General features: G+C 34.0%; 22 protein-coding genes. 15 read left to right on the top strand and 7 right to left on the bottom strand.

What is annotated here, in order from left to right; translation table 11 throughout:
- Positions 1-13 precede the first annotated feature (13 nt).
- From BKM63_RS05460 to BKM63_RS05445, 4 genes are all read right to left on the bottom strand, one after another.
- Complete coding sequence (locus BKM63_RS05460) at positions 14-502, bottom strand: hypothetical protein (RefSeq protein ID WP_071635628.1); 489 nt, start codon at positions 500-502, stop codon at positions 14-16.
- Positions 489-920, bottom strand: coding sequence for a hypothetical protein (locus tag BKM63_RS05455; RefSeq protein WP_071635627.1), 432 nt, complete (start codon positions 918-920; stop codon positions 489-491). Before BKM63_RS05455 ends, BKM63_RS05460 begins: the two co-directional genes overlap by 14 nt.
- 112 nt (positions 921-1,032) lie before the next feature.
- Positions 1,033-1,485 (bottom strand): protease complex subunit PrcB family protein, encoded by a 453-nt coding sequence (locus BKM63_RS05450; protein WP_071635626.1) that lies wholly within the window; start codon positions 1,483-1,485, stop codon positions 1,033-1,035.
- A gap of 99 nt (positions 1,486-1,584) precedes the next feature.
- The gene (locus BKM63_RS05445) at positions 1,585-2,034 is read right to left on the bottom strand and encodes an SLATT domain-containing protein (protein WP_071635625.1); all 450 of its coding nucleotides are present in this window, start codon (positions 2,032-2,034) and stop codon (positions 1,585-1,587) included.
- A 193-nt stretch (positions 2,035-2,227) separates the two neighbouring features.
- Here BKM63_RS05445 and BKM63_RS23590 point away from each other — a divergent pair, with 193 nt between their 5' ends.
- From BKM63_RS23590 to proC, 11 genes are all read left to right on the top strand, one after another.
- Positions 2,228-2,398, top strand: a complete 171-nt coding sequence (locus BKM63_RS23590; protein WP_165608753.1) for a hypothetical protein — start codon at positions 2,228-2,230, stop codon at positions 2,396-2,398.
- A gap of 69 nt (positions 2,399-2,467) precedes the next feature.
- Positions 2,468-3,010 (top strand): DMP19 family protein, encoded by a 543-nt coding sequence (locus BKM63_RS05440; protein WP_071635624.1) that lies wholly within the window; start codon positions 2,468-2,470, stop codon positions 3,008-3,010.
- A gap of 257 nt (positions 3,011-3,267) precedes the next feature.
- Positions 3,268-3,834, top strand: a complete 567-nt coding sequence (locus BKM63_RS05435) for a hypothetical protein (RefSeq protein ID WP_071635623.1) — start codon at positions 3,268-3,270, stop codon at positions 3,832-3,834.
- Between the two features lie 240 nt (positions 3,835-4,074).
- The gene (locus BKM63_RS05425) at positions 4,075-4,971 is read left to right on the top strand and encodes a hypothetical protein (protein WP_071635621.1); all 897 of its coding nucleotides are present in this window, start codon (positions 4,075-4,077) and stop codon (positions 4,969-4,971) included.
- Positions 4,972-4,993: 22 nt separating this feature from the next.
- Entirely contained in the window at positions 4,994-6,403 is a 1,410-nt protein-coding gene (locus BKM63_RS05420; RefSeq protein WP_071635620.1) for a tetratricopeptide repeat protein, read from the top strand.
- Between the two features lie 124 nt (positions 6,404-6,527).
- Positions 6,528-7,799 (top strand): serine--tRNA ligase, encoded by a 1,272-nt coding sequence (gene serS / locus BKM63_RS05415; RefSeq protein ID WP_071635619.1) that lies wholly within the window; start codon positions 6,528-6,530, stop codon positions 7,797-7,799.
- Positions 7,800-7,936: 137 nt separating this feature from the next.
- Positions 7,937-9,718, top strand: coding sequence for a tetratricopeptide repeat protein (locus BKM63_RS05410; RefSeq protein ID WP_071635618.1), 1,782 nt, complete (start codon positions 7,937-7,939; stop codon positions 9,716-9,718).
- A gap of 139 nt (positions 9,719-9,857) precedes the next feature.
- Positions 9,858-10,169, top strand: a complete 312-nt coding sequence (locus BKM63_RS05405; RefSeq protein ID WP_071635617.1) for a DUF4286 family protein — start codon at positions 9,858-9,860, stop codon at positions 10,167-10,169.
- 370 nt (positions 10,170-10,539) lie between these two features.
- Complete coding sequence (gene rsmA / locus BKM63_RS05395; RefSeq protein WP_071635616.1) at positions 10,540-11,325, top strand: 16S rRNA (adenine(1518)-N(6)/adenine(1519)-N(6))-dimethyltransferase RsmA; 786 nt, start codon at positions 10,540-10,542, stop codon at positions 11,323-11,325.
- The gene (mgtE, locus tag BKM63_RS05390) at positions 11,309-12,658 is read left to right on the top strand and encodes a magnesium transporter (RefSeq protein WP_071635615.1); all 1,350 of its coding nucleotides are present in this window, start codon (positions 11,309-11,311) and stop codon (positions 12,656-12,658) included. Before rsmA ends, mgtE begins: the two co-directional genes overlap by 17 nt.
- A 112-nt stretch (positions 12,659-12,770) precedes the next feature.
- Complete coding sequence (proC, locus tag BKM63_RS05385) at positions 12,771-13,547, top strand: pyrroline-5-carboxylate reductase (protein ID WP_071635614.1); 777 nt, start codon at positions 12,771-12,773, stop codon at positions 13,545-13,547.
- A gap of 76 nt (positions 13,548-13,623) precedes the next feature.
- Here the strand turns inward: proC and BKM63_RS05380 are convergent, their stop codons facing one another.
- A complete protein-coding gene (locus tag BKM63_RS05380; RefSeq protein WP_071635613.1) occupies positions 13,624-14,037 on the bottom strand; it encodes a c-type cytochrome in 414 nt (137 codons plus the stop codon).
- 206 nt (positions 14,038-14,243) lie between these two features.
- Positions 14,244-15,389 (bottom strand): Na+/H+ antiporter NhaA, encoded by a 1,146-nt coding sequence (nhaA, locus tag BKM63_RS05375; protein WP_071635612.1) that lies wholly within the window; start codon positions 15,387-15,389, stop codon positions 14,244-14,246.
- Between the two features lie 255 nt (positions 15,390-15,644).
- Between nhaA and BKM63_RS05370 the strand changes: the two genes are divergently transcribed.
- The 4 genes from BKM63_RS05370 (at position 15,645) to BKM63_RS05355 (ending at position 17,797) form a co-directional block, all read left to right on the top strand.
- Positions 15,645-16,589, top strand: a complete 945-nt coding sequence (locus BKM63_RS05370; RefSeq protein ID WP_071635611.1) for a 2-hydroxyacid dehydrogenase — start codon at positions 15,645-15,647, stop codon at positions 16,587-16,589.
- A 201-nt stretch (positions 16,590-16,790) separates the two neighbouring features.
- Complete coding sequence (locus BKM63_RS05365) at positions 16,791-17,162, top strand: DUF805 domain-containing protein (RefSeq protein WP_207539239.1); 372 nt, start codon at positions 16,791-16,793, stop codon at positions 17,160-17,162.
- Between the two features lie 16 nt (positions 17,163-17,178).
- The gene (locus BKM63_RS05360) at positions 17,179-17,457 is read left to right on the top strand and encodes a TM2 domain-containing protein (protein ID WP_071635610.1); all 279 of its coding nucleotides are present in this window, start codon (positions 17,179-17,181) and stop codon (positions 17,455-17,457) included.
- 76 nt (positions 17,458-17,533) lie between these two features.
- Positions 17,534-17,797, top strand: coding sequence for a TM2 domain-containing protein (locus tag BKM63_RS05355; protein ID WP_071635609.1), 264 nt, complete (start codon positions 17,534-17,536; stop codon positions 17,795-17,797).
- 58 nt (positions 17,798-17,855) lie between these two features.
- Here BKM63_RS05355 and BKM63_RS05350 read toward each other — a convergent pair whose 3' ends face one another.
- Positions 17,856-19,658, bottom strand: coding sequence for a GNAT family N-acyltransferase (locus tag BKM63_RS05350; protein WP_071635608.1), 1,803 nt, complete (start codon positions 19,656-19,658; stop codon positions 17,856-17,858).
- Positions 19,659-19,731: the final 73 nt, after the last annotated feature.

Raw genomic sequence — 19,731 nt, 5'->3', positions numbered from 1 at the left:
TTGCAAAGTTGTTTTATTCGTTTAATTCTTTCCAGCAAACCTGTATTTCTCGTTCTACTTCTTTTTGCAATTTTGGAAGTTCATTTATAATCCAATGCTGGCTTTCTTTGGTTAAATAATATTGGTTTTGGCTGAGTTTATAGTTCATGGCGCTAATAATTATCTCAATCATTTCATTAGTTTCCGATGTTCCGTTTGCAAAATTAGGTCCTACTAAATATTTTAAAAGTTCTTTTTCATATTGTGGTTTATAATACAAAATATGACTCACTATTGGTAAATAGAAATAAAAAACATTGTTTGTATTAGATCCGTATTGTATTTTATGGAATTCATCAATTAAAACATCGGCCTCTGAATTTGTTGTTTCAGAGTTTAATTTGGCCAGTAACTCAAGAGTTCTTTTCGCACTTGGAACTATGTTTTCCATTCTTTTTAAACTGGAAAAAGCTTCTTCAAATTCTATGTTAGATTCTCTTCTATTCCCTTTAAAAAGTTCCATTTGTCTGCTTGCTTAATTTTGATTTTCTATAAAAATAACAGCCAAAATATACTATTAAGAGATAAGGAGAATAAAAAATATAAAACAGAATTGCTTTTAACGGCCATCCAATTCCCATTCTGCTGGAATCTAATGTTTTTACGCGGTCTAAATTTTCGGCAGTAACATTTTTCAGCCTTTCAGCTTCGGTCAAAAGATTGGAATCATAGCCATAATGAGAAAGCAAAAGCTCAATTGAAAAATGAGACCACCATGCCATAATCAATACTAAAGAGAATGTTATGGCGATGGAGGTTATGAGATAGGAAATGAAAAGCATTTTTAAATCGCGCTTATACAATTTGTTTAATAGTAGTATAGGCGAAATAACTAAAATAATCAAAAAAGCAAACTTTATGGCTGTATTTAAATCTTCCATTTTTTAATATAGATTACAAAGGCATTTTATATTGCTAATAATTTATAAAAGTAGAATAAAAACAGAAAGATAAATCGTACTTAGTTTAATTTTTGGTTAGTAAATTTGTTATTTATTCAAAGACTACTTTTTTATTGCTTTTAGGTATTTTAACAATGTGGTATGGCTGTGTTATCACAGTAGCAATGCCTCCTGGTTTTAACTGTTCTACCTTAATGATTATGCGATTACGGGTTTCGGTAATTTTGGTAATGTCAATAGAATAACCTCCATAATTGCGTATCTGATCAAAAACAGCAATTACCTGATATTTTGTAAAATCGATGTTAGTATCAGGAAAAATCGTATTTGCAGGCAAAAGAAGATTCATTTTAGAAAGTACATTGTTCCATGTAGCTTGGTCTTGTATAACTAAATTAGCTTTTGGATTGCTGTTTTCTCCATTGTAAAAATCGCCCTTAATAATTTCGGTGTACGTTACATTTGATGAATCTTGGTCTGAGTCGTCGCGATTGCAGCTCACGAAAGCAAGCAAAATGATGAAAATAAAAAAAATCTGTTTCATGGTTTTAGTTAATTAGGATTTGTTGTAAAATGCTATTTATTAAACAGATGCTATTTTTTTAAATGGTTGCGTGACCGATAAACTTATTTCTGACTGCAATTAATCTTCACCACCACTTAAATCTTCGATGATAGTTTTTTGCGCCTCTAAAATTTCCTGATATTTTAAAAAATGATAATCTTTATTCTTCTCATATATCCATTTCCCTTTTGTAAAATCATAACACATTCTATCTCTAAGTCTTCGCAATTCAAACAACAAAAGGTCATTACTTTTTCCTTTGTCTTTGAAACTGAACAATCCTTCTATGGCGGCTAAAACAGTAATGGAAGCACTGATAACTAAAACATAGTTCCCAGGATCAAATTTTTCATCTTCGTTTAATATTTTCCAGCCTGTAAGTACCGTAACAGTTGCACCTGCAATAAAAACTATAATTTTTGTTGCTCGGTAAAGCAGTAAGTAAATATTCTTTTTTCTTTTAATACTATTAATTCTTTCTTCAATATCACTATATAAAAGATCTTTTTTCAGTTCCTTGATTTTCATAGTTTTTTGTTTTTTGTAATTATTTGGTATACAAGTGTATAAATAAAATAAAACTAATTACTAAGTATTTACACTGGTTTTTTGAAAACAGAATTCGATTTTATTCTGCTTTGGGAGAGAAACATAAAAACATTTCTATTTGTATCATTATTTCCCCGAAATTTGCCTCATAAAGTAATGAAGAATAGGAATCATGGCAAAAGGACCTCAAAAAAATACAAAAAACAAGGCTTTGCATACCAAGCTGCTCAATAAGAAAAAAGCCAAAGTTCAAGAAGAGAAAAAAGCGCATGCCTTACGCTTGAAAGCTTTGGTGGCAAAAATGAATGAAAAAAAGAATAACAACGAGTCTGATGTTATTTAAATCAAAATGAATTTCTTTTCTGTTTTTATTTAACTGAAATTTGCAAAGCAAATCTCAAAACAAAACAAAATGGAGGAATTCGGTAGAATAATAGTTTCGGAAACGGCAATGAAAAGTGAAAATCCGCAGGATGTCATTCACTCTAATATTTCGGTAATCAACTTAATGCGAGAAGAAGGTGTAGACGATGAGTTTATTCACGAAGATGCACTTACGAGTTACTATCTTGATTATTACTATTCGCAATATGCCGAAGGAAACTTTTCGCAGTTTGTTTACAACTCAGGCTGGAACAAAGAACTAAATGAACTTATCGAAGAAGGTCTGGCTTTAATTGGTGCCGAAAAACATTTAGAATTGTTTCAGGAACAAAGCAAAAAAGTAAGATTAATGAGTAATATAAAACTGGGTAAATTCCTGAAAGGGAAATTAGAAGGCGTAAATCCGGTTCGCGATTCGTTGAATAATGATACTTTTTTTGAATTAGAAGAAAACTTAGCGAAACTAAATGCTGAGTTTTTAAAAAACCATCCCGATTTTGAAGTGCTTTCTGTAGACGATATGTTTGCGGTTTTGGAGGAATTTGTTGGACATGAGATAAAACGTGCTTAAGGTTTTTTAACCGCAAAGTTTGCTAAGAGGGACGCAAGGCACGCAAAGAGTTTTGTTTTAATCTCGCGAAGTTTTTAACTCCAGTATTGTTAGGCTGAGCGAAGTCGAAGCCACGCAAAGTGATTCAGCGAACGTGGGCTTCGACTTCGCTCAGCCTGACAATGTGAAGAAAATATCCTGCGATAAATTTAATTCCATAAATATTTGTTTTTGAATTAATTACCTTAATTTTAGTTCTGTATAAATATTGATTATTTATGGAAGAACTAACGCATGTCAAATCAATAATAGGAATTATTCTGGGATTGAGTTTAACGCATCTTATCAAGGGATCAGTAATTTTTATTCAGCATCCGGGTCGTAAGAAAATCTACTTTGTGCATTCCCTCTGGGTATTTTATGTTTTCTTAATGCTCATTCATTTTTGGTGGTGGGAGTTTAATCTTAAATTAATCCACGAGTGGTATTTTGCTGATTATTTTTTCATCATCTGTTATATTTTGGTTTATTATTTACTCTGTGCTATTCTTTACCCCGATGATTTAGCAGATTATACCGGATATGAAGATTATTTTTATTCTCGCAAGAAATGGTTTTTTTCTATACTGGCTATAAGTTTTATCGCTGATATAATCGATACGGCAATTAAAGGCGGCGATTACTTTTTATACAATCAAACCGAATATTTTATTCGGGTTATAAGCCATGTTGTATTATGTTTGGCCGCAATAAAAATCAATAATAAAGTGTTTCACAGTATTCTGGTATTGCTTTTTATTGTTTATGAACTTTCTTATATATTGAGATTGTTTAATGTGGAATAAAATAAAATGCAGCATTAACTAATGCCTTCAGCTGCCCTTTTTTCAGATATAAATTGGTTCAGGAAAGAGATATTTTGCTTTTGGCAGAAAGATTTTCCGTGTTTTTAAAAACAAGCGAATTGCGGGAATTGTTAGTGGAATATAAATAAATTAAGAACTTTTTTAAAATTTTGATTTTATTTAAAAAGCTTACTAAGAATATTTTATATTTGAGAGCCCCTAATTTTAAAATCAAAACCAATGAAAATTAATTCCTACTTAATTCTCAGTGGCATTTTTCTATTTTTATCCTCTTGCGGAAAAAGTGAAAAACAGATCATTGACGAGAACGCTCCATCGCTGGCCGTTCAAACAGAAACTCCTAAAGCAGTTGAAAGACTGATTTTTAAAAAAAGTGAATATATAGTTCCTTCAGACGAATTAAATTTGGGTCTGCTGAAGAAAACAGCTGAAAACCTACAAATCAAGTATGAGGCAATTAAAACAGAAGATGTAAGTTCGATTCGGTATAACGATTCGGTCACTTTTTTTGTTATTTCGGTTATTAATAAAAAAGCCAAAGTAAAATCAGCCGAGGAAAATCTTGGAAATTATTACGAACGAAAATACGTTTTTGTCAATAATGAAGATGGAAAAGTTCTGGCTCAGGAAACAGATAATAATCTTGGTTATTATGAAAATGAAGGTTTAAGGGTTGCCAAAACGTACATTCTAAAAGATTTACTTCATTTAAATGAAAAAACACCTGCAATTGCTTTTAGTACAGAAGTATATTCGAGCAGCAGGGTGGTAATGTATTCTGAAGAAAAATTTACAATCGTAACTTTTGACGGAAATAGAATAAAGAAAATTTTATACGAATATCCAATTCGTTCTGCAAATGGAGATTCTAACGGAGGAGGAACTTATCAAATAGAAACCCTGGAAACCGGAATTAGTATTTCGGATATGAGTACAAATGGTTTTAGTGATTTATTGGTTTCTAAAATCTACTCTTATGAAGAATCAGCCGAAGAAGATTTGGAAAATGATATTCAGCAAAAAAGCGATTTAAAAGTCAAAAAAGAATTTCAAAGATTAAAATTTGACGGAAAAAACTACTCATTTAAAAAAGACGATCGCAACCGATTTTTGTAATTTCGCATCAAAAACTTAAAAAATGTGTAAAAAACTACTTTTTGTTCTCTTGATTCTGCCTGTTTTCTTGTTGGCTCAGGAAAAACAAAAAGAAACAGCTGATAATGTAACCCGCTATTTTTATGACGACAAGATTGTTTCGGTTGCCATTTGGTATGGTGAAGACAAAAAAGCGGACAGTTCTAAAACCTATTATCCGAACGGAAAATTAAACGAAGTTTTTTATTTTGACAAAGACGGGAAAAAAGACGGCGATTGTTTTCAGCTGAACAAACAAGGCGAAAAACTCGTAACATGGAATTTTGCACATGGAAAAATGACCGGAAGAACAGACCATAAACTTCCGTTTAATAAAGACCAGGAGGAAACCGTTAAAAAAGCATTAAAAATGCTGACAGACATTAATGCGAAAACCAACTTCAATCCCACAAGTATTAATGATTTGTATAATCGTGGCGTTTTGAGTGTAAGGCTTGGCAATAATACTTTGGCAATTGAAGATTTAAAAAAGGTAGAATTTGCTATTGACAAAGATCCCAAAAACAAGAACCTGACTCTTTCTGATACTGCTCAAAAGAAAATGGCAGTTTTTAGAAGTAAACTTTATGACCGATTAGCAAGCATTTATGCTTCGCTGGAAATGGAAGCTTTTGCGTTTCACTATTATCATAAAGCAATTAAGAACGCGCCCAATGATTATCGCATTTTATACAATTTTGCAACATTGTTGCAACATCGAAAAGCGTATGATTTGGCGCGTTATTATTTAGAGAAAATTATAATTGAAAAACCCAATCATGCCCACGCATACTGGGGACTCGCCAGGTTATTCAGTGATACGGGCGAATATGAAAAAGCATTTGAGAATGTCGAAAAGGCGTTTCAATCTGAAAGTGTTATTATTGAAAGAACAACGGGTTACGGAGGCCGAGACTTAAAAACTACCCGAGGTTTAATTTATCATAAACTGGGAGAATCTGATAAAGGAATTGCTGATCTAAAAGCGGCATTAGAGATGGATAAAAACAATTCGTTTGCCATGAAAAATCTCGGTATTATTTACCTCGATCAGCAAAAATATGACGAAGCCTGCAAGTTATTTCAAAAAGCAAAGGAACTCAATTATACGCTGGTGTATGATGAATCCGATTTGGATATGCTTTTAGAAAATGCCTGCAGTAATATTCAACCAGACCGTATAGTTAAAAATAAGCCTTTCGTTTTTCCAAATCCGGCAAAAACAACCATTTCTGTAGAAAACTATAAGTCTAAAAACTTTGATTTTGAATTGTTTAATTTCGAATCAAAATCGGTTTTAAAGGGAAAAACCAGCGACGGAAGTATAAACATCATCTCGTTAGATTCCGGATTTTATGTTTTAAAAACTACAATTGGCGATGTTGTAGAAACTTTTAAAATTATAAAAGAATAGGTGATATAAAGTAAATGCTCTGCCAGGAGTAAAATGTTGATCACAATTTGTAGGTAATCTTAGCAAACATTTCCTTAAATTTGCTTCCGTTATAAAAAAATACAATAGTTATAAAAATCAAGCTATGTTACAAATCGCATTTATTAGAGAAAATCAGGAGAAAGTAATCAAGGCTTTAGCAAAACGAAATATCGATGCTAAAAGCGTTGTTGAAGAGGTGGTGCAATTAGACGAAAATCGTCGCGCAGCCCAAGTGGAATTAGATAATACTTTAGCTGAATCTAATAAATTGTCCAAAGATATAGGCGAATTAATGAAGGCTGGAGAGAAAGCTAAAGCAGCAATCTTAAAAGAAAAAACTGTTACGTTAAAAGAAAAAAGCAAAGAACTTGGAGAAAAAGCAGAGGCTTTGGCTGTTGAGTTAACAAATAAATTATACACGCTGCCAAATCTTCCGGCTGATATTGTTCCTGAAGGAAAAACTCCAGATGACAATTTGAATGTTTTTGAAGAAGGTGATATTCCGGTTTTACACGAAGGCGCACAGCCTCACTGGGAATTGGTTAAAAAATACGATATCATCGATTTTGAATTGGGAGTGAAAATTACAGGTGCCGGTTTTCCTGTTTACAAAGGAAAAGGGGCTCGTTTACAGCGTGCCTTAATCAATTATTTTTTAGATAAAAATACGGCTGCCGGATATAATGAAGTTCAGGTTCCGCATTTGGTAAACGAAGCTTCAGGTTACGGAACGGGACAATTGCCGGATAAAGAAGGGCAGATGTACCACGCCGGAGTTGATGATTTATATTTGATTCCAACGGCTGAGGTTCCGGTTACAAATTTGTTCCGTGATGTTATTTTAAACGAAAGTGAGCTTCCGATTTTACATACGGCTTATACGCCTTGTTTCCGTCGTGAAGCAGGTTCTTACGGAGCACACGTTCGCGGATTAAACCGTTTACATCAGTTTGACAAGGTCGAAATTGTACGTGTTGAGCATCCGGATAGTTCATATGCAGCACTTGACGGAATGGTAGAACATGTAAAAAACATTCTGCAGGAATTAAAATTGCCATATAGAATTTTACGCCTTTGCGGAGGTGATATGGGGTTCACATCGGCTTTGACTTATGATTTTGAAGTGTTTTCAACAGCTCAGGATCGCTGGTTAGAAATTAGTTCTGTTTCTAATTTTGAAACTTTCCAGGCAAATCGTTTGAAATTGCGTTTCAAAGACAAAGACGGAAAAAACCAATTGGCACATACATTAAACGGAAGTTCGTTAGCATTGCCAAGAGTTTTGGCCGGAATTTTAGAAAATTACCAAACACCGGAAGGAATCGTAATTCCAGAAGTTTTACGTCCATACTGCGGATTTGATATAATTGACTAACTTTAGTATATAGTTTACAGTCGCAGTTTACAGTCTCACGTTAATTTCACTAATTACTGAAACTGTAAACTGCGACTAACACTAAAAACTGTGACTGAACACTGAGACTGAGAACCGCGGCTAAAAAGAACTGAAATATGAAAAACATCTTTATCTATATCGTTTTGTTGTGGTCTGGTCTTGCGTTCTCTCAAAACGAACAGTTAGCAAATAATTACTACGATAAAGGCGATTTCGAAAAAGCTAAAATTATTTACGAAGATCTTTTAAAAAGCTCGCCGTCTAATACTCAATATTTTTTGCGAACCATAGATTGTTATCAGCAATTACAGCAATTTGATATTGCCGAGAAAACAATTCTGGAACGTTACAATCGTTACAAACAAGGTGTTTTTCTGGTTGAATTGGGATACAATTATCAATTACAGAAAAACGAATCTAAAGCCAAAAGTTACTACGAACAGGCAATCGAAAAAATAAAAACCAATCCGAATGATGTATACGGAGTTGGAAATGCTTTCGAAAAAAAGGTTTTGCTGGAATATGCTTTAAAATCATATCAGACAGCAATGCAGGTGCAGCCGAATTACAATTTCAATTTCCAGATAGGAATGTTGTACGGTCAGTTGGGAAAAACAGATTTGATGATCGACCTTTTACTGACAGAATCTTATAATAACCAGCAAAATGCCAATTTAATCCAAATGCAGCTTGCTCGTTTTATGAACGGGGAAACGGACAATACGGCTTTTAAAGATGCGATGCGAAAAGCATTGATCTTAAGAACACAGAAAGATCAGGACGTTTTTTGGAACCATTATCTGAGCTGGTTTTATGTACAGCAAAAAGAGTTTGGAAAAGCATTCATTCAGGAAAAAGCTATTTATAAACGCGAACCGGAATCTTTAATCAGTATTGTAAATTTGAGTCAGTTTGCATTGAATGAAGATGATACTGAAACGGCCGAAGAAATTCTGAATTTTATTCTGTTAAACACAAAAGACCGTGATTTACTTATTCAGAGTAATGCCAGCTTAATGGAGATTAAAATTGATAAGGCACAGGAAAAAGATTATCCGGCTATTACAAATGAATTGCAGCAATTACTGGTTACTTATGAAATAAATCCTTTTACCTTATCTTTGCAATTAATTCAGGCGCATTTTCTGGCTTTTAATTTAAAAAAGACAGAAGAGGGCAAGGCAGTTGTAAAAAAGGCACTGGAATTAAATTTAAACCCGTATCAACAGGCAGATGCCAAAATGGAACTGGCAGATATTTTGCTTTTAGAAGAAAAATTCAATCAGGCATTGATTTATTATTCGCAGATTCAACTGGATTTAAAGAATGACGTCATGTCGCACGAAGCCAGTTTAAAAGCCGCAAAAACAAGTTATTTTAAAACTGATTTTGAATGGGCCTTAAAACAATTTAAAGAATTAAAATCGGCAAATACACAATTAATTGCCAACGACGCTCTTGAATATTTTTTACTGATAAATGACAATACCGCAGCCGATTCGACACAAACGGCATTAAAGCAGTTTGCAAAAGGTGATTTTTTACTTTATCAAAATAAGAAACAAGAAGCAGTTACGCAGTTTCAGAATATTCTAAAAACCTTTAAAGGACAGGAAATTGAAGCTGTAACATTGTTGCGTTTAGGCCAAATATATGAAAGTCAGAAAGATTATGCTTCTGCTTTAAGTCAATACCAGCAGATCATAGACAATCACAGCGATGGGATTTATGTGGATGAAGCGCTGTTTTTTTCGGCAGAAATTTACAACGACGAATTAAAAGATACAGAAAAGGCAAAACCTTTGTATGAAAAGGTAATTTTTAATCATCAGGATAGTATTTACTTTGTTGATGCCAGAAAAAAATACCGGGAATTGAGAGGGGATAAGAATTTATAGTTTGGTTTAACCGGTTATTCGTTTAACCGTTTAACCGAATTAATGATTAAACAATAGAATTAGTAATAGGATGATTTGTGTTCAAGAATCTAAAACCTTAGAATCTTAGAGCCTCAGAATCTCAGAACCTTTAAAAAAAATGATTATTTACAATATTACAACCAATATACACGAGAGCGTTCACGACCAATGGTTAAAATGGATGCAGGAAAAACATATTCCGGAAATCCTGGCAACGGAGAAATTCTCTTCGGCACGAATTGTTAAGGTTTTGGTGGAAGAAGAAATGGGCGGGATTACTTATTCAGTTCAATACACAACCGACAGCAAAGAAACTTTAGAAAAATATTACATCGAAGACCAGCCGCATTTTGACAGAGAAGCATTAGAGTTATTTGCAGATAAAATGCTTTCTTTTAGAACAGAGCTTGAGGTTATTTCTGAACATTAATTTTAGTTTTCAGTCTCGGTTTTCGGCCTCAGTTTTTACTTAAAAGTCTATTGTGGAAATTCGATTTCAAACTAAAGAGGAAAGCAATAAACAGCAGCAAGAAGATTTTTTGAAGTTAACTAAAGTAGAAAGATTTTTTATAGTTTTTTACGTTTAAGCGAACGTATTAGCAGATTTCCAGTAAAGAACAAAGTAGATAAAAACAAGGATAATTTTCAGATTGTCATCGAGCCAAGAAAAAAATAAATATTGTGTCTTTGTGTCTTTGTGGCAAAAAAAGCATAAAAAGCAAAAATAAATCCTTGAGTCTTTGACCCTTCACAGCAAAAAGAATACTTTTGCGCCCTCGCGGCAAAACAAGAAAGATAAAATGGAAAAAGTAAAAGCCAAAAAACATTTAGGACAACATTTTCTTAAAGACGAAAGTATCGCCAAAGCAATTGCAGATACTTTAAGCTTAAAGGGATATGATGAGGTTTTAGAAATAGGACCAGGGATGGGTGTGTTGACTAAGTATTTGCTTGAGAAGCCAATAAATACACACGTTATTGAAATTGACACAGAATCTGTGGTGTATTTAGGCGAAAATTATCCAAAATTAAAAGATCAGATTATCTCTCAGGATTTTCTGAAATACAATATTAATGAAGTGTACAAGGATAAGCAATTTGCTATAATTGGAAACTTTCCCTATAATATTTCAACTCAAATTGTTTTTAGAACATTAGAGTTTAGAGATCAGATTCCGGAGTTTTCCGGAATGTTTCAAAAAGAAGTTGCAGAGCGAATCTGCGAGAAAAAAGGATCAAAAGCTTACGGAATCTTATCCGTTTTAGCCCAGGCCTTCTATGATACTGAGTATTTGTTTACTGTAGACGAAAATGTTTTTATTCCTCCGCCCAAGGTCAAGTCGGGTGTGATGAAAATGACCCGAAAGGAAGACTATAGCCTTCCATGTGGTGAGAAGTTATTTTTTACCGTTGTAAAAACGGCTTTTCAGCAAAGACGAAAAACATTACGTAACAGTTTGAAAACATTAAATTTATCAGATAAACTGCGAGAAGACACTATCTTTGATAAACGTCCCGAACAGCTAAGTGTTGACGAATTTATTGTTTTGACTCAAAAAATAGAAGCCGATGGAGTTCAAAGTTAGCAAAGAATTTATCCACCAATTAGAGGAACATATCGTTAAGAGAAATGACAATGAACTTGAAATTTTACTTAACGACCTTCACCATGCTGATATCGCCGAAATCCTGGATGAGCTGGATTTTGATGAGGCAACTTATATCTTCAAGGTTTTAGATAGTGATAAAACAGCCGAAATTCTTCTTGAACTAGAAGAAGATCTGCGTGAAAATATCTTAAGCCGACTTTCGCCTAAAGAGATTGCAGAGGAGCTTGATGAGCTGGAAACAAATGATGCTGCCGACATTATCGCAGAACTTTCGCAGGAAATCAAAGCAGAAGTTATCTCGGAATTAGTCGATGTTGAGCACGCAAAAGATATTGTCGAGTTACTTCGTTATGACGAAAACACGGCGGGTGGTTTGATGGGAAAAGAGCTTGTAAAGGTCAATGAAAACTGGAACGTTCTTACCTGCGTGAAAGAAATGCGAATTCAGGCAGAAAATGTATCCAGAGTGCATTCTATTTATGTGGTTGATGATGAAAACCGCTTAAAAGGCAGGTTATCGCTAAAGGATTTATTGACTTCTTCAACCAAAACTCAAATTGGTGATGTTTATATCCGAAAACTAAATTTTGTAAACGTAGATACCGAAGATGTTGAGGTAGCGCGTATCATGCAGAAATACGACTTAGAGGCAATTCCGGTGGTAGATGAGCTTGGACGATTGGTTGGAAGAATTACAATTGATGATATCGTAGATGTAATTAAAGACGAAGCCGATAAAGATTACCAGTTAGCGGCGGGTATTACACAAGACATCGAAACGAATGACAGTGTTTTAGAATTAACAAAAGCACGTCTGCCTTGGCTTTTAATAGGGATGGTAATCGAGATTGTGGCTTCTTTTGTTTTAAAAGACAATGAAACTGCTTTTCAGAAATATTCAACCTTAATTATTTTTGTGCCTTTACTTTCGGCTACAGCGGGAAATATTGGAGTTCAGGCATCGGCAATCGTTGTTCAGGGTTTAGCAAACGGAACTCTGAAAGAATTCAGCCGAAGCTATTTCAGCAAAGAGATTACCGTTTCTATGATTTCCGGAAGTATCATTTCCCTGCTTTTGCTGGGTTATCATTCACTTATGTACCAGCAGTATTTAGTTGGAATAGCCATTTCTATTTCTATGATCGTGGTTATTATGTTTGCTGCAACTTTAGGAACTTTAGTACCGCTTTTTCTGCATAAAAATAAAATAGATCCCGCAATTGCTACAGGTCCCTTTATTACTACAACTAATGACGTATTTGGAATTATGCTCTATTTTGGAGTTGCCAAATTGATTCTTGGGTTTTAATTTTTGCCACAAATTAATAGATTACAGTGATTTAAAATCCTTAAAATCTGCGTAATTTACAGCCGAAAAACAGGCTGTTAACAAGTCCAGAAATAAATTAAAACCAAGCAGGATGAAAGTACACATTATAGGAGGAGGAAACCTCGGGGTTTCTATTGCCTTGGGAATTGCAAAATTTTCAAAAAACAATCAAGTTACCGTAACAAGAAGAAACATAGCCAGTATTCAATATTTAAACGAATATGGAATTACAGTTTCTAATGACAATAAACACAATATTCAGGAAGCGGATGTAGTGATCTTGACTATAAAGCCGTATCAGGTAGATACTGTTTTGGCAGAGATTCTTCCGGTTATTCAAAATAAAACCATTGCTTCGGCAGTAAGCGGCTTGTCTTTGGATATTCTTCAGTCGAAAACCAATAACGAATATCCGGTTGTGCGTATTATGCCAAACATCGCGGCGCAGTTTGGAGAATCGGCAACATGTATTTCTTTTCCGGAAAAAGACCGTGAAAAAGCTTTGCCAATTGTAGATCTGTTCCAGGATTTAGGAACAGCTCCTGTAATCGATGAAAAATTAATGGATGCAGCGACAGTTTTAGGTGCTTGTGGTACTGCGTATGCTTTACGATATATTCGTGCCTCTATGCAGGCCGGAATTGAGATTGGGTTTGATTCAAATACTGCTTTGGCAATTGCCGCACAAACAGTAAAAGGAGCTGCAAAAATGTTATTAGAAGAAAAAGTGCATCCGGAACAATTAATCGACCGCGTAACAACTCCTCAGGGATGTACAATCGTTGGTTTGAATGAAATGGAACATAACGGTTTTAGTTCTTCTTTGATTAAAGGAATTAAGACCTCTTTGAAACAAATAAAAGGCTAAGATTTTAAAATTTCAAATATTAAAATTCCAAATTCCAATTCCTGAGTTGGGATTTGGGATTTTTTGTTTTTGGAATTTAATAACGTGTTCTTGAGCAATAATCGATTAGGAAAGAAATATTATCTTCATTTATTAAATCTTTGAACTTCATTCTGTGATAATCTAACCCCAATTTTTCAATTTTAGTGCTGTCAATTTTATGATTTTTATCGATCACCCATTTTACAAAGACTAATGAATCTATGTTGCGAAGAGCAGGACCAGTACTTTTTGCATCTAGTTTGTGGCAAGCGGCACAATTAGCATTGAATATTTCTTTTCCTTTATATTCGTTTTCTTCTAATTCAGGACTTGATGTTCCACAAAAATAAACAGGAATTTTATAATTCGGATCAGGAGGGGCTTTAAATATTATTCGATATAATATAATACCAATAATCAGTATTATAATTGATATTGATAAAGTAAGTATTTGTCTTATTGTTTTCATCTAAAGAAAGGCAGTAATGTTGGAATTTGCTAATTGATATTTTACTTCCACAGCTTTAACCATGAAGCAAAAAATTCAAAGTGCGCCGCGTTTTCTTCAAAGTCTGGGCATTTTGTTTTTACGTGCCATATTCTTGCGATCATAATTGGAGTTTTAAATTTTAAAAATTAAATCTGTTTTAATCTGTAAAATCCGTGCGTTAAAATCTAAGCACTTTTTTCCTTCGTCAAAATAAACTTTAAGTAAGCAAAACCAAGTGCACCTGCAAGTAGAGAAGCTATTAGAATTGATATTTTGGAATACAGAATGGTTTCGGGATCATTAAAAGCTAAAAGCGTAATGAAGATTGACATTGTAAAACCAATTCCGCCCAGCATTCCGGCTCCTAAGATATGAGCCCATTTTAGATTTTTTGGCAAAGCACATAAACCCGCACTTACTCCAATTGAAGAAAAAAGAACAATTCCTAAAGGTTTGCCTATTACCAATCCTAAAATAATTCCAAACGCATTAGGATGATTTAAACCAGCATGCCAATTGGATTCGATCGCAATACAAGTATTGGCAATGGCGAATAAAGGCAGAATTATAAAAGCAACAGGCTTATGAAGAAAATGCTGTAACCTGTATGAAGATGATTTCTCTCCGCCGTCACCAAACGGAATTACAAATGCCAAAATAACACCTGTAATTGTAGCATGAACACCAGAATTGAGCATAAAATACCACATTATGACACCTCCAATTAAATAAGGAATAAGGTTATGAATTTTCATTCGGTTTAAAACAAATAATAAAGCCCAGATTCCTAAAGCGACTGCCAAATTTACAAATGCAATTGAAGTAGTATAAAATACAGCAATAACGATAATAGCGCCAAGATCATCAATAACAGCCAGCGCGGTTAAAAAAACTTTTAATGAAGCGGGAACTTTACTGCCTAAAAGAGATAAAATTCCGATGGCAAAAGCAATATCAGTAGCCATTGGGATTCCGGCTCCTTTTTGAGCAGCGGTTCCAAAATTTAAAGCTAGGAAAATAGCGGCAGGAACCAGCATGCCTCCAAAAGCCGCCATAATAGGAAGTGAAGCATTTTTTATATTAGACAGTTCGCCATGATAAATTTCACGTTCTAATTCTAAACCAATCAGCAAAAAGAAAATGGCCATTAATCCGTCGTTAATCCAATGTGTGATAGAATGCCCGCCGAAATCTTTTTCCCAAAAAGCAATATACTCCGCCGAATATGCCGAGTTGGCCGCGTATAAAGAAATTATAGTGACAAATAATAAGAGTAATCCGCCTGATTTTTCGTTCTCAAAAAAGGCTGTAAAAATCTTGGTTAATTTCATTTTGGAAAGTTTGTAATGATTGATCTAAGAAATAGAATTTCCTGAAGCTTGTATTTTCAAAGTTAAAAAAAATCTGACCAATAAAAAATTTTGACTGTTATTGAACGCTGGCCGGCCGTAAATGTACCCAGATTTTAAAGGTTTTTGTTACAGATTTAAAAAGTAAAATGAGATGAGAAAATCTTGCTTAATTTCTTTAATCTGCGAGAGAAAAATAAATTAACCGTATTTTTGTTTTTTATAAAAAGCAATAAAATGAGCATAAAAATTTTACATATCGACAGCAACCATCCGGTTCTGTGGAATCAATTGGAAGAAGCGGGTTTTGAAAATCATGCCGATTTTAAATCTTCTAAAGAAGAAATCGAAGCCAAAATTCAGGATTATAACGGAATCGTAATTCGAAGCCGGTTTAAAATTGATAAGACTTTTTTAGACAAAGCGGTGAATCTTCAGTTTATTGCCAGAGTTGGCGCAGGTTTAGAAAGTATCGATTGTGATTATGCCGAAACAAAAGGAATTCATTTAATCGCGGCACCGGAAGGAAATCGAAATGCAGTGGCCGAACATTCTTTGGGTGTAATTTTATCTCTTTTTAATAATCTAAATAAGGCCGACGCCGAAGTGAAAGCCGGACAATGGAATCGTGAAAGCAATCGAGGCCATGAACTTGATGGGAAAACGGTTGGAATTATTGGTTATGGAAACATGGGAAAAGCTTTCGCCAAAAAACTTCGTGGTTTTGAAGTGGACGTTATTTTTCACGATATTTTAGAAAATATCGGAGACGAAAATGCCAGACAAGTTTCATTGTCAGAATTGCAAAAAAAGGCAGATGTATTAAGTCTTCATCTTCCATGGACACCACAGACAGATAAAATGGTTAATGCCGCTTTTATAAATGCGTTTGAGAAACCTTTTTGGATTGTAAATACGTCAAGAGGAAAAAATATAGTAACTGCAGACTTAGTTGAAGCAATGAAAACTAAAAAAGTTTTAGGGGCCGGACTGGATGTGCTGGAATATGAAAAATTATCTTTTGAAACGCTTTTTCAGGATAAAAATACTCCCGAAGCATTTCAGTATTTGCTGGAAGCTAAAAATGCGCTGCTGACGCCTCATATTGCGGGTTGGACGTTTGAAAGTCATGAACGCTTGGCGCAGGTTATAGTAGATAAAATTAAGGCGGTGTATGCTTAATGTTTGATTTACCTCTTTAATTTTAAATAACGAGTCTTTTCTTGTAAATTTATTGCTGCCGATTAGTTTTATTTGTTAATTTTTAATAATATTGTTTCCATATTTAAAGAATCAGTCTAAATAACTTTTTCTTTGTTTTATTTGGAGTAGCCGAAAATCCTAAAAAGAGTAGGCGTTATTATTAAACTAATTTTATTAATTATGATTGAATGGTACAAAAAAGTGGTTTTTGAAAACTATGCAAATTTTGAAGGAAGAGCAAGAAGAAAAGAATATTGGATGTTTTTCTTAGCAAATATTATTATAAGTTTTGCTTTAGGCCTTATTTTCGGATTAATTTCTCCAACCCTAGGATTAATTGGAAATGTTTACAGTCTTGCAGTTTTAGTTCCTTCGATTGCTGTTGGAGTTAGAAGAATGCATGATGTTGGAAAAAGCGGCTGGTTTATCCTTATTCCAATCTACAACTTGATTTTAGCTTGTACAGAAGGAGACAGAGGAGCAAACGCTTACGGACCGGATCCTAAAAATGAGTTTGATGAAGTTAATGAAATTGGTAAAGCAGAATTGTAATTGTCATTAAAGAAATATGGAAACTACAAAACCAGAATCTTGGAACACTCCATCAGCTCCAAGACAAGAAAATAAAAAAGTATTAGCCGGAATTATGGCAATAATTTTTGGATACTTAGGAATCCATAAATTTATATTAGGTTATACTCAGGAAGGTATAATTCAATTAGTAATTAGTATTGTTACTTGTGGACTTGGAGGTATAATCGGATTTGTTGAAGGAATTATCTACCTGACAAAAACAGACGAAGAATTCTACCAAACTTATCAAGTAGGTAAAAAAGGCTGGTTCTAAAACATATTAAATCCCATTTGTAATTTACAAATGGGATTTTTTTTATAGATTTTAATTTAAAAAAAAAAATAACAATATGGAAAATACGCAATCAGAATTTGGAGGTTCCAAACCAGAAAACAAAAAAGTAGTTGCCGGAATTTTGGCCATTGTAATAGGTGTATTTGGAATTCATAAGTTTTATCTAGGATATACTAAAGAAGGTATTATTCAGCTTGTTTTAGGTCTTTTATGCGGAATTGGCGGTGTAATTGGTTTAATAGAAGGGATTCTTTATCTGACAAAAACCGATGAAGAGTTTTACCAGACCTATCAGGTTGGAAGAAAACCTTGGTTTTAAAACATAAAAAATCCCATTCGTCGCAACGAATGGGATTTTTTTATTTTGAGAGATTAGACTAATCTTCTTTTTCAGATAATTTACGCTCCAATTCTATTTGAAACTCTTCAATAACGGGTTTCATAGTGCTTTCGGGAATATCTGCGATTCTAATGTACATTAGGCCGTCTACGGCATTATTAAACAAAGGATCAACATTAAAAGCAACTACTCTCGCATTTTGTTTGATATACTTTTTGATTAAAACCGGCAGGCGTAAATTCCCTGGTTCCAGTTCATCAATGATTTTATCAAACTTATTCAAATCAGATTCGGCTTCATCGAAGATAAAATCTTTATCGGCATCTTTCAGTTTTACTTTGTATGCTTTTTTCGGATGAATATATTGTGCTATATAAGGATCATAATAGTTCGATTTCATAAACTCAATCATTAACGATTTTGAGAAATCTGAGAACTGATTACTGATACTTACGCCACCCAATAAATACTTGTGTTCCGGATGACGAAGCGTGGTGTGAATAATACCTTTCCAAAGCAGGAATAATGGCATTGGTTTTTGCTGATATTCGCGAATGATAAAAGCACGTCCCATTTCGATCGATTTATGCATCATATCGTGCAGTTCCGGCTCGAATCTAAACAAGTCAGTTAGATAGAAACCTTCAATGCCATATTTAGGATAAATCTCAGAACCTAATCCCATACGGTAAGCTCCTGCTATTTTTTTGGTTTCATCGTCCCACAAAAACATATGGTGATAATATTGATCGTATTGATCAATATCTATAGATTCATTAGTTCCTTCGCCTACTTCACGAAAAGTGATTTCGCGAAGACGTCCAATTTCATGCAGAATATTCGGAATTGATTTTGCTCTGGCAAAAAACACTTCATAATTTTTACTTTGCAATAATCGGCAGTCACTGTTTCGTAAGGCCTGAACTTCATCAATCATTTTTGATTCATTTGCCGGCGTTACGATTTTTTTAGGCGCTTTTGGAATTTTAAGACTTGCTGTGTCTATCAATTTGGTGTCTTTTTCAAACGGATTGGCAAGCATATACGTTTTCTTTCTTAAAAACTCTGAATATTCCTCAAATGATTCAATTTCGTTTTGTTCGTTAACAGAAATTGGTTTACCAATACGAACTTTAATTACACGATCTTTTTGCGTAAGCAGTTCAGAAGGTAATTTTGCAGTACGCAAAGTATCATCAATTTTAGAAAGCCAATAAAACAATTTACTGTTTTTGGCGTGAAAATAAATAGGTACAACCGGAACTTTTGCTTTTCTGATTAATTTCAGGGCGCCTTCTTCCCAAGGTTTGTCTACTACTAATTTTCCGTCTTTGTAAGTCGAAACTTCCCCGGCAGGAAAAATCCCCAGCGGTTTACCATCACTTAAATGACGTAAAGTTTCTTTGATTCCTACCACGCTCGATTTAGCATCCTTATGATTTTCGAAAGGATTAACCGGCATGATGTATTTTTTTAGCGGAACAATTCTGTGTAATAAGAAATTGGCAATGATTTTGAAATTTGGCTCTCTTTCAAGCATTAATTTCAATAGCAAAATGCCATCAATTCCTCCAAGCGGATGATTTGAAATGGTAATATACGGCCCTTCTTTAGGCAAACGTTTTAAATCTTCTTCGGGAATTTCAAATTTGATTTCCATCTCATCCAAAATTCCGTTTAAAAATGCAACATCCTCTAAATGTTTATTATGATCGTAAATTTTATTAAGGGTAGAGATCTTAAGAACCTTCATAAGAATCCAGCCTGAAAAAGTACCAAGAACCCCGTACTTCTCAACATTTATTGCCTTTGCAACTTCTTTCGCGGTAACTAAACCCATGTACTATTTTTAATTTATTAGAGCAGCGAACAAAGATAACAAAAAACTCTACTTTTCGTTGTTCCAATCACAA

Source organism: Flavobacterium johnsoniae, assembly GCF_001879205.1.
In the GTDB taxonomy this organism is placed as follows: Bacteria; Bacteroidota; Bacteroidia; order Flavobacteriales; family Flavobacteriaceae; genus Flavobacterium; species Flavobacterium johnsoniae_A.
This window is presented reverse-complemented; position numbering and strand designations above follow the sequence as displayed.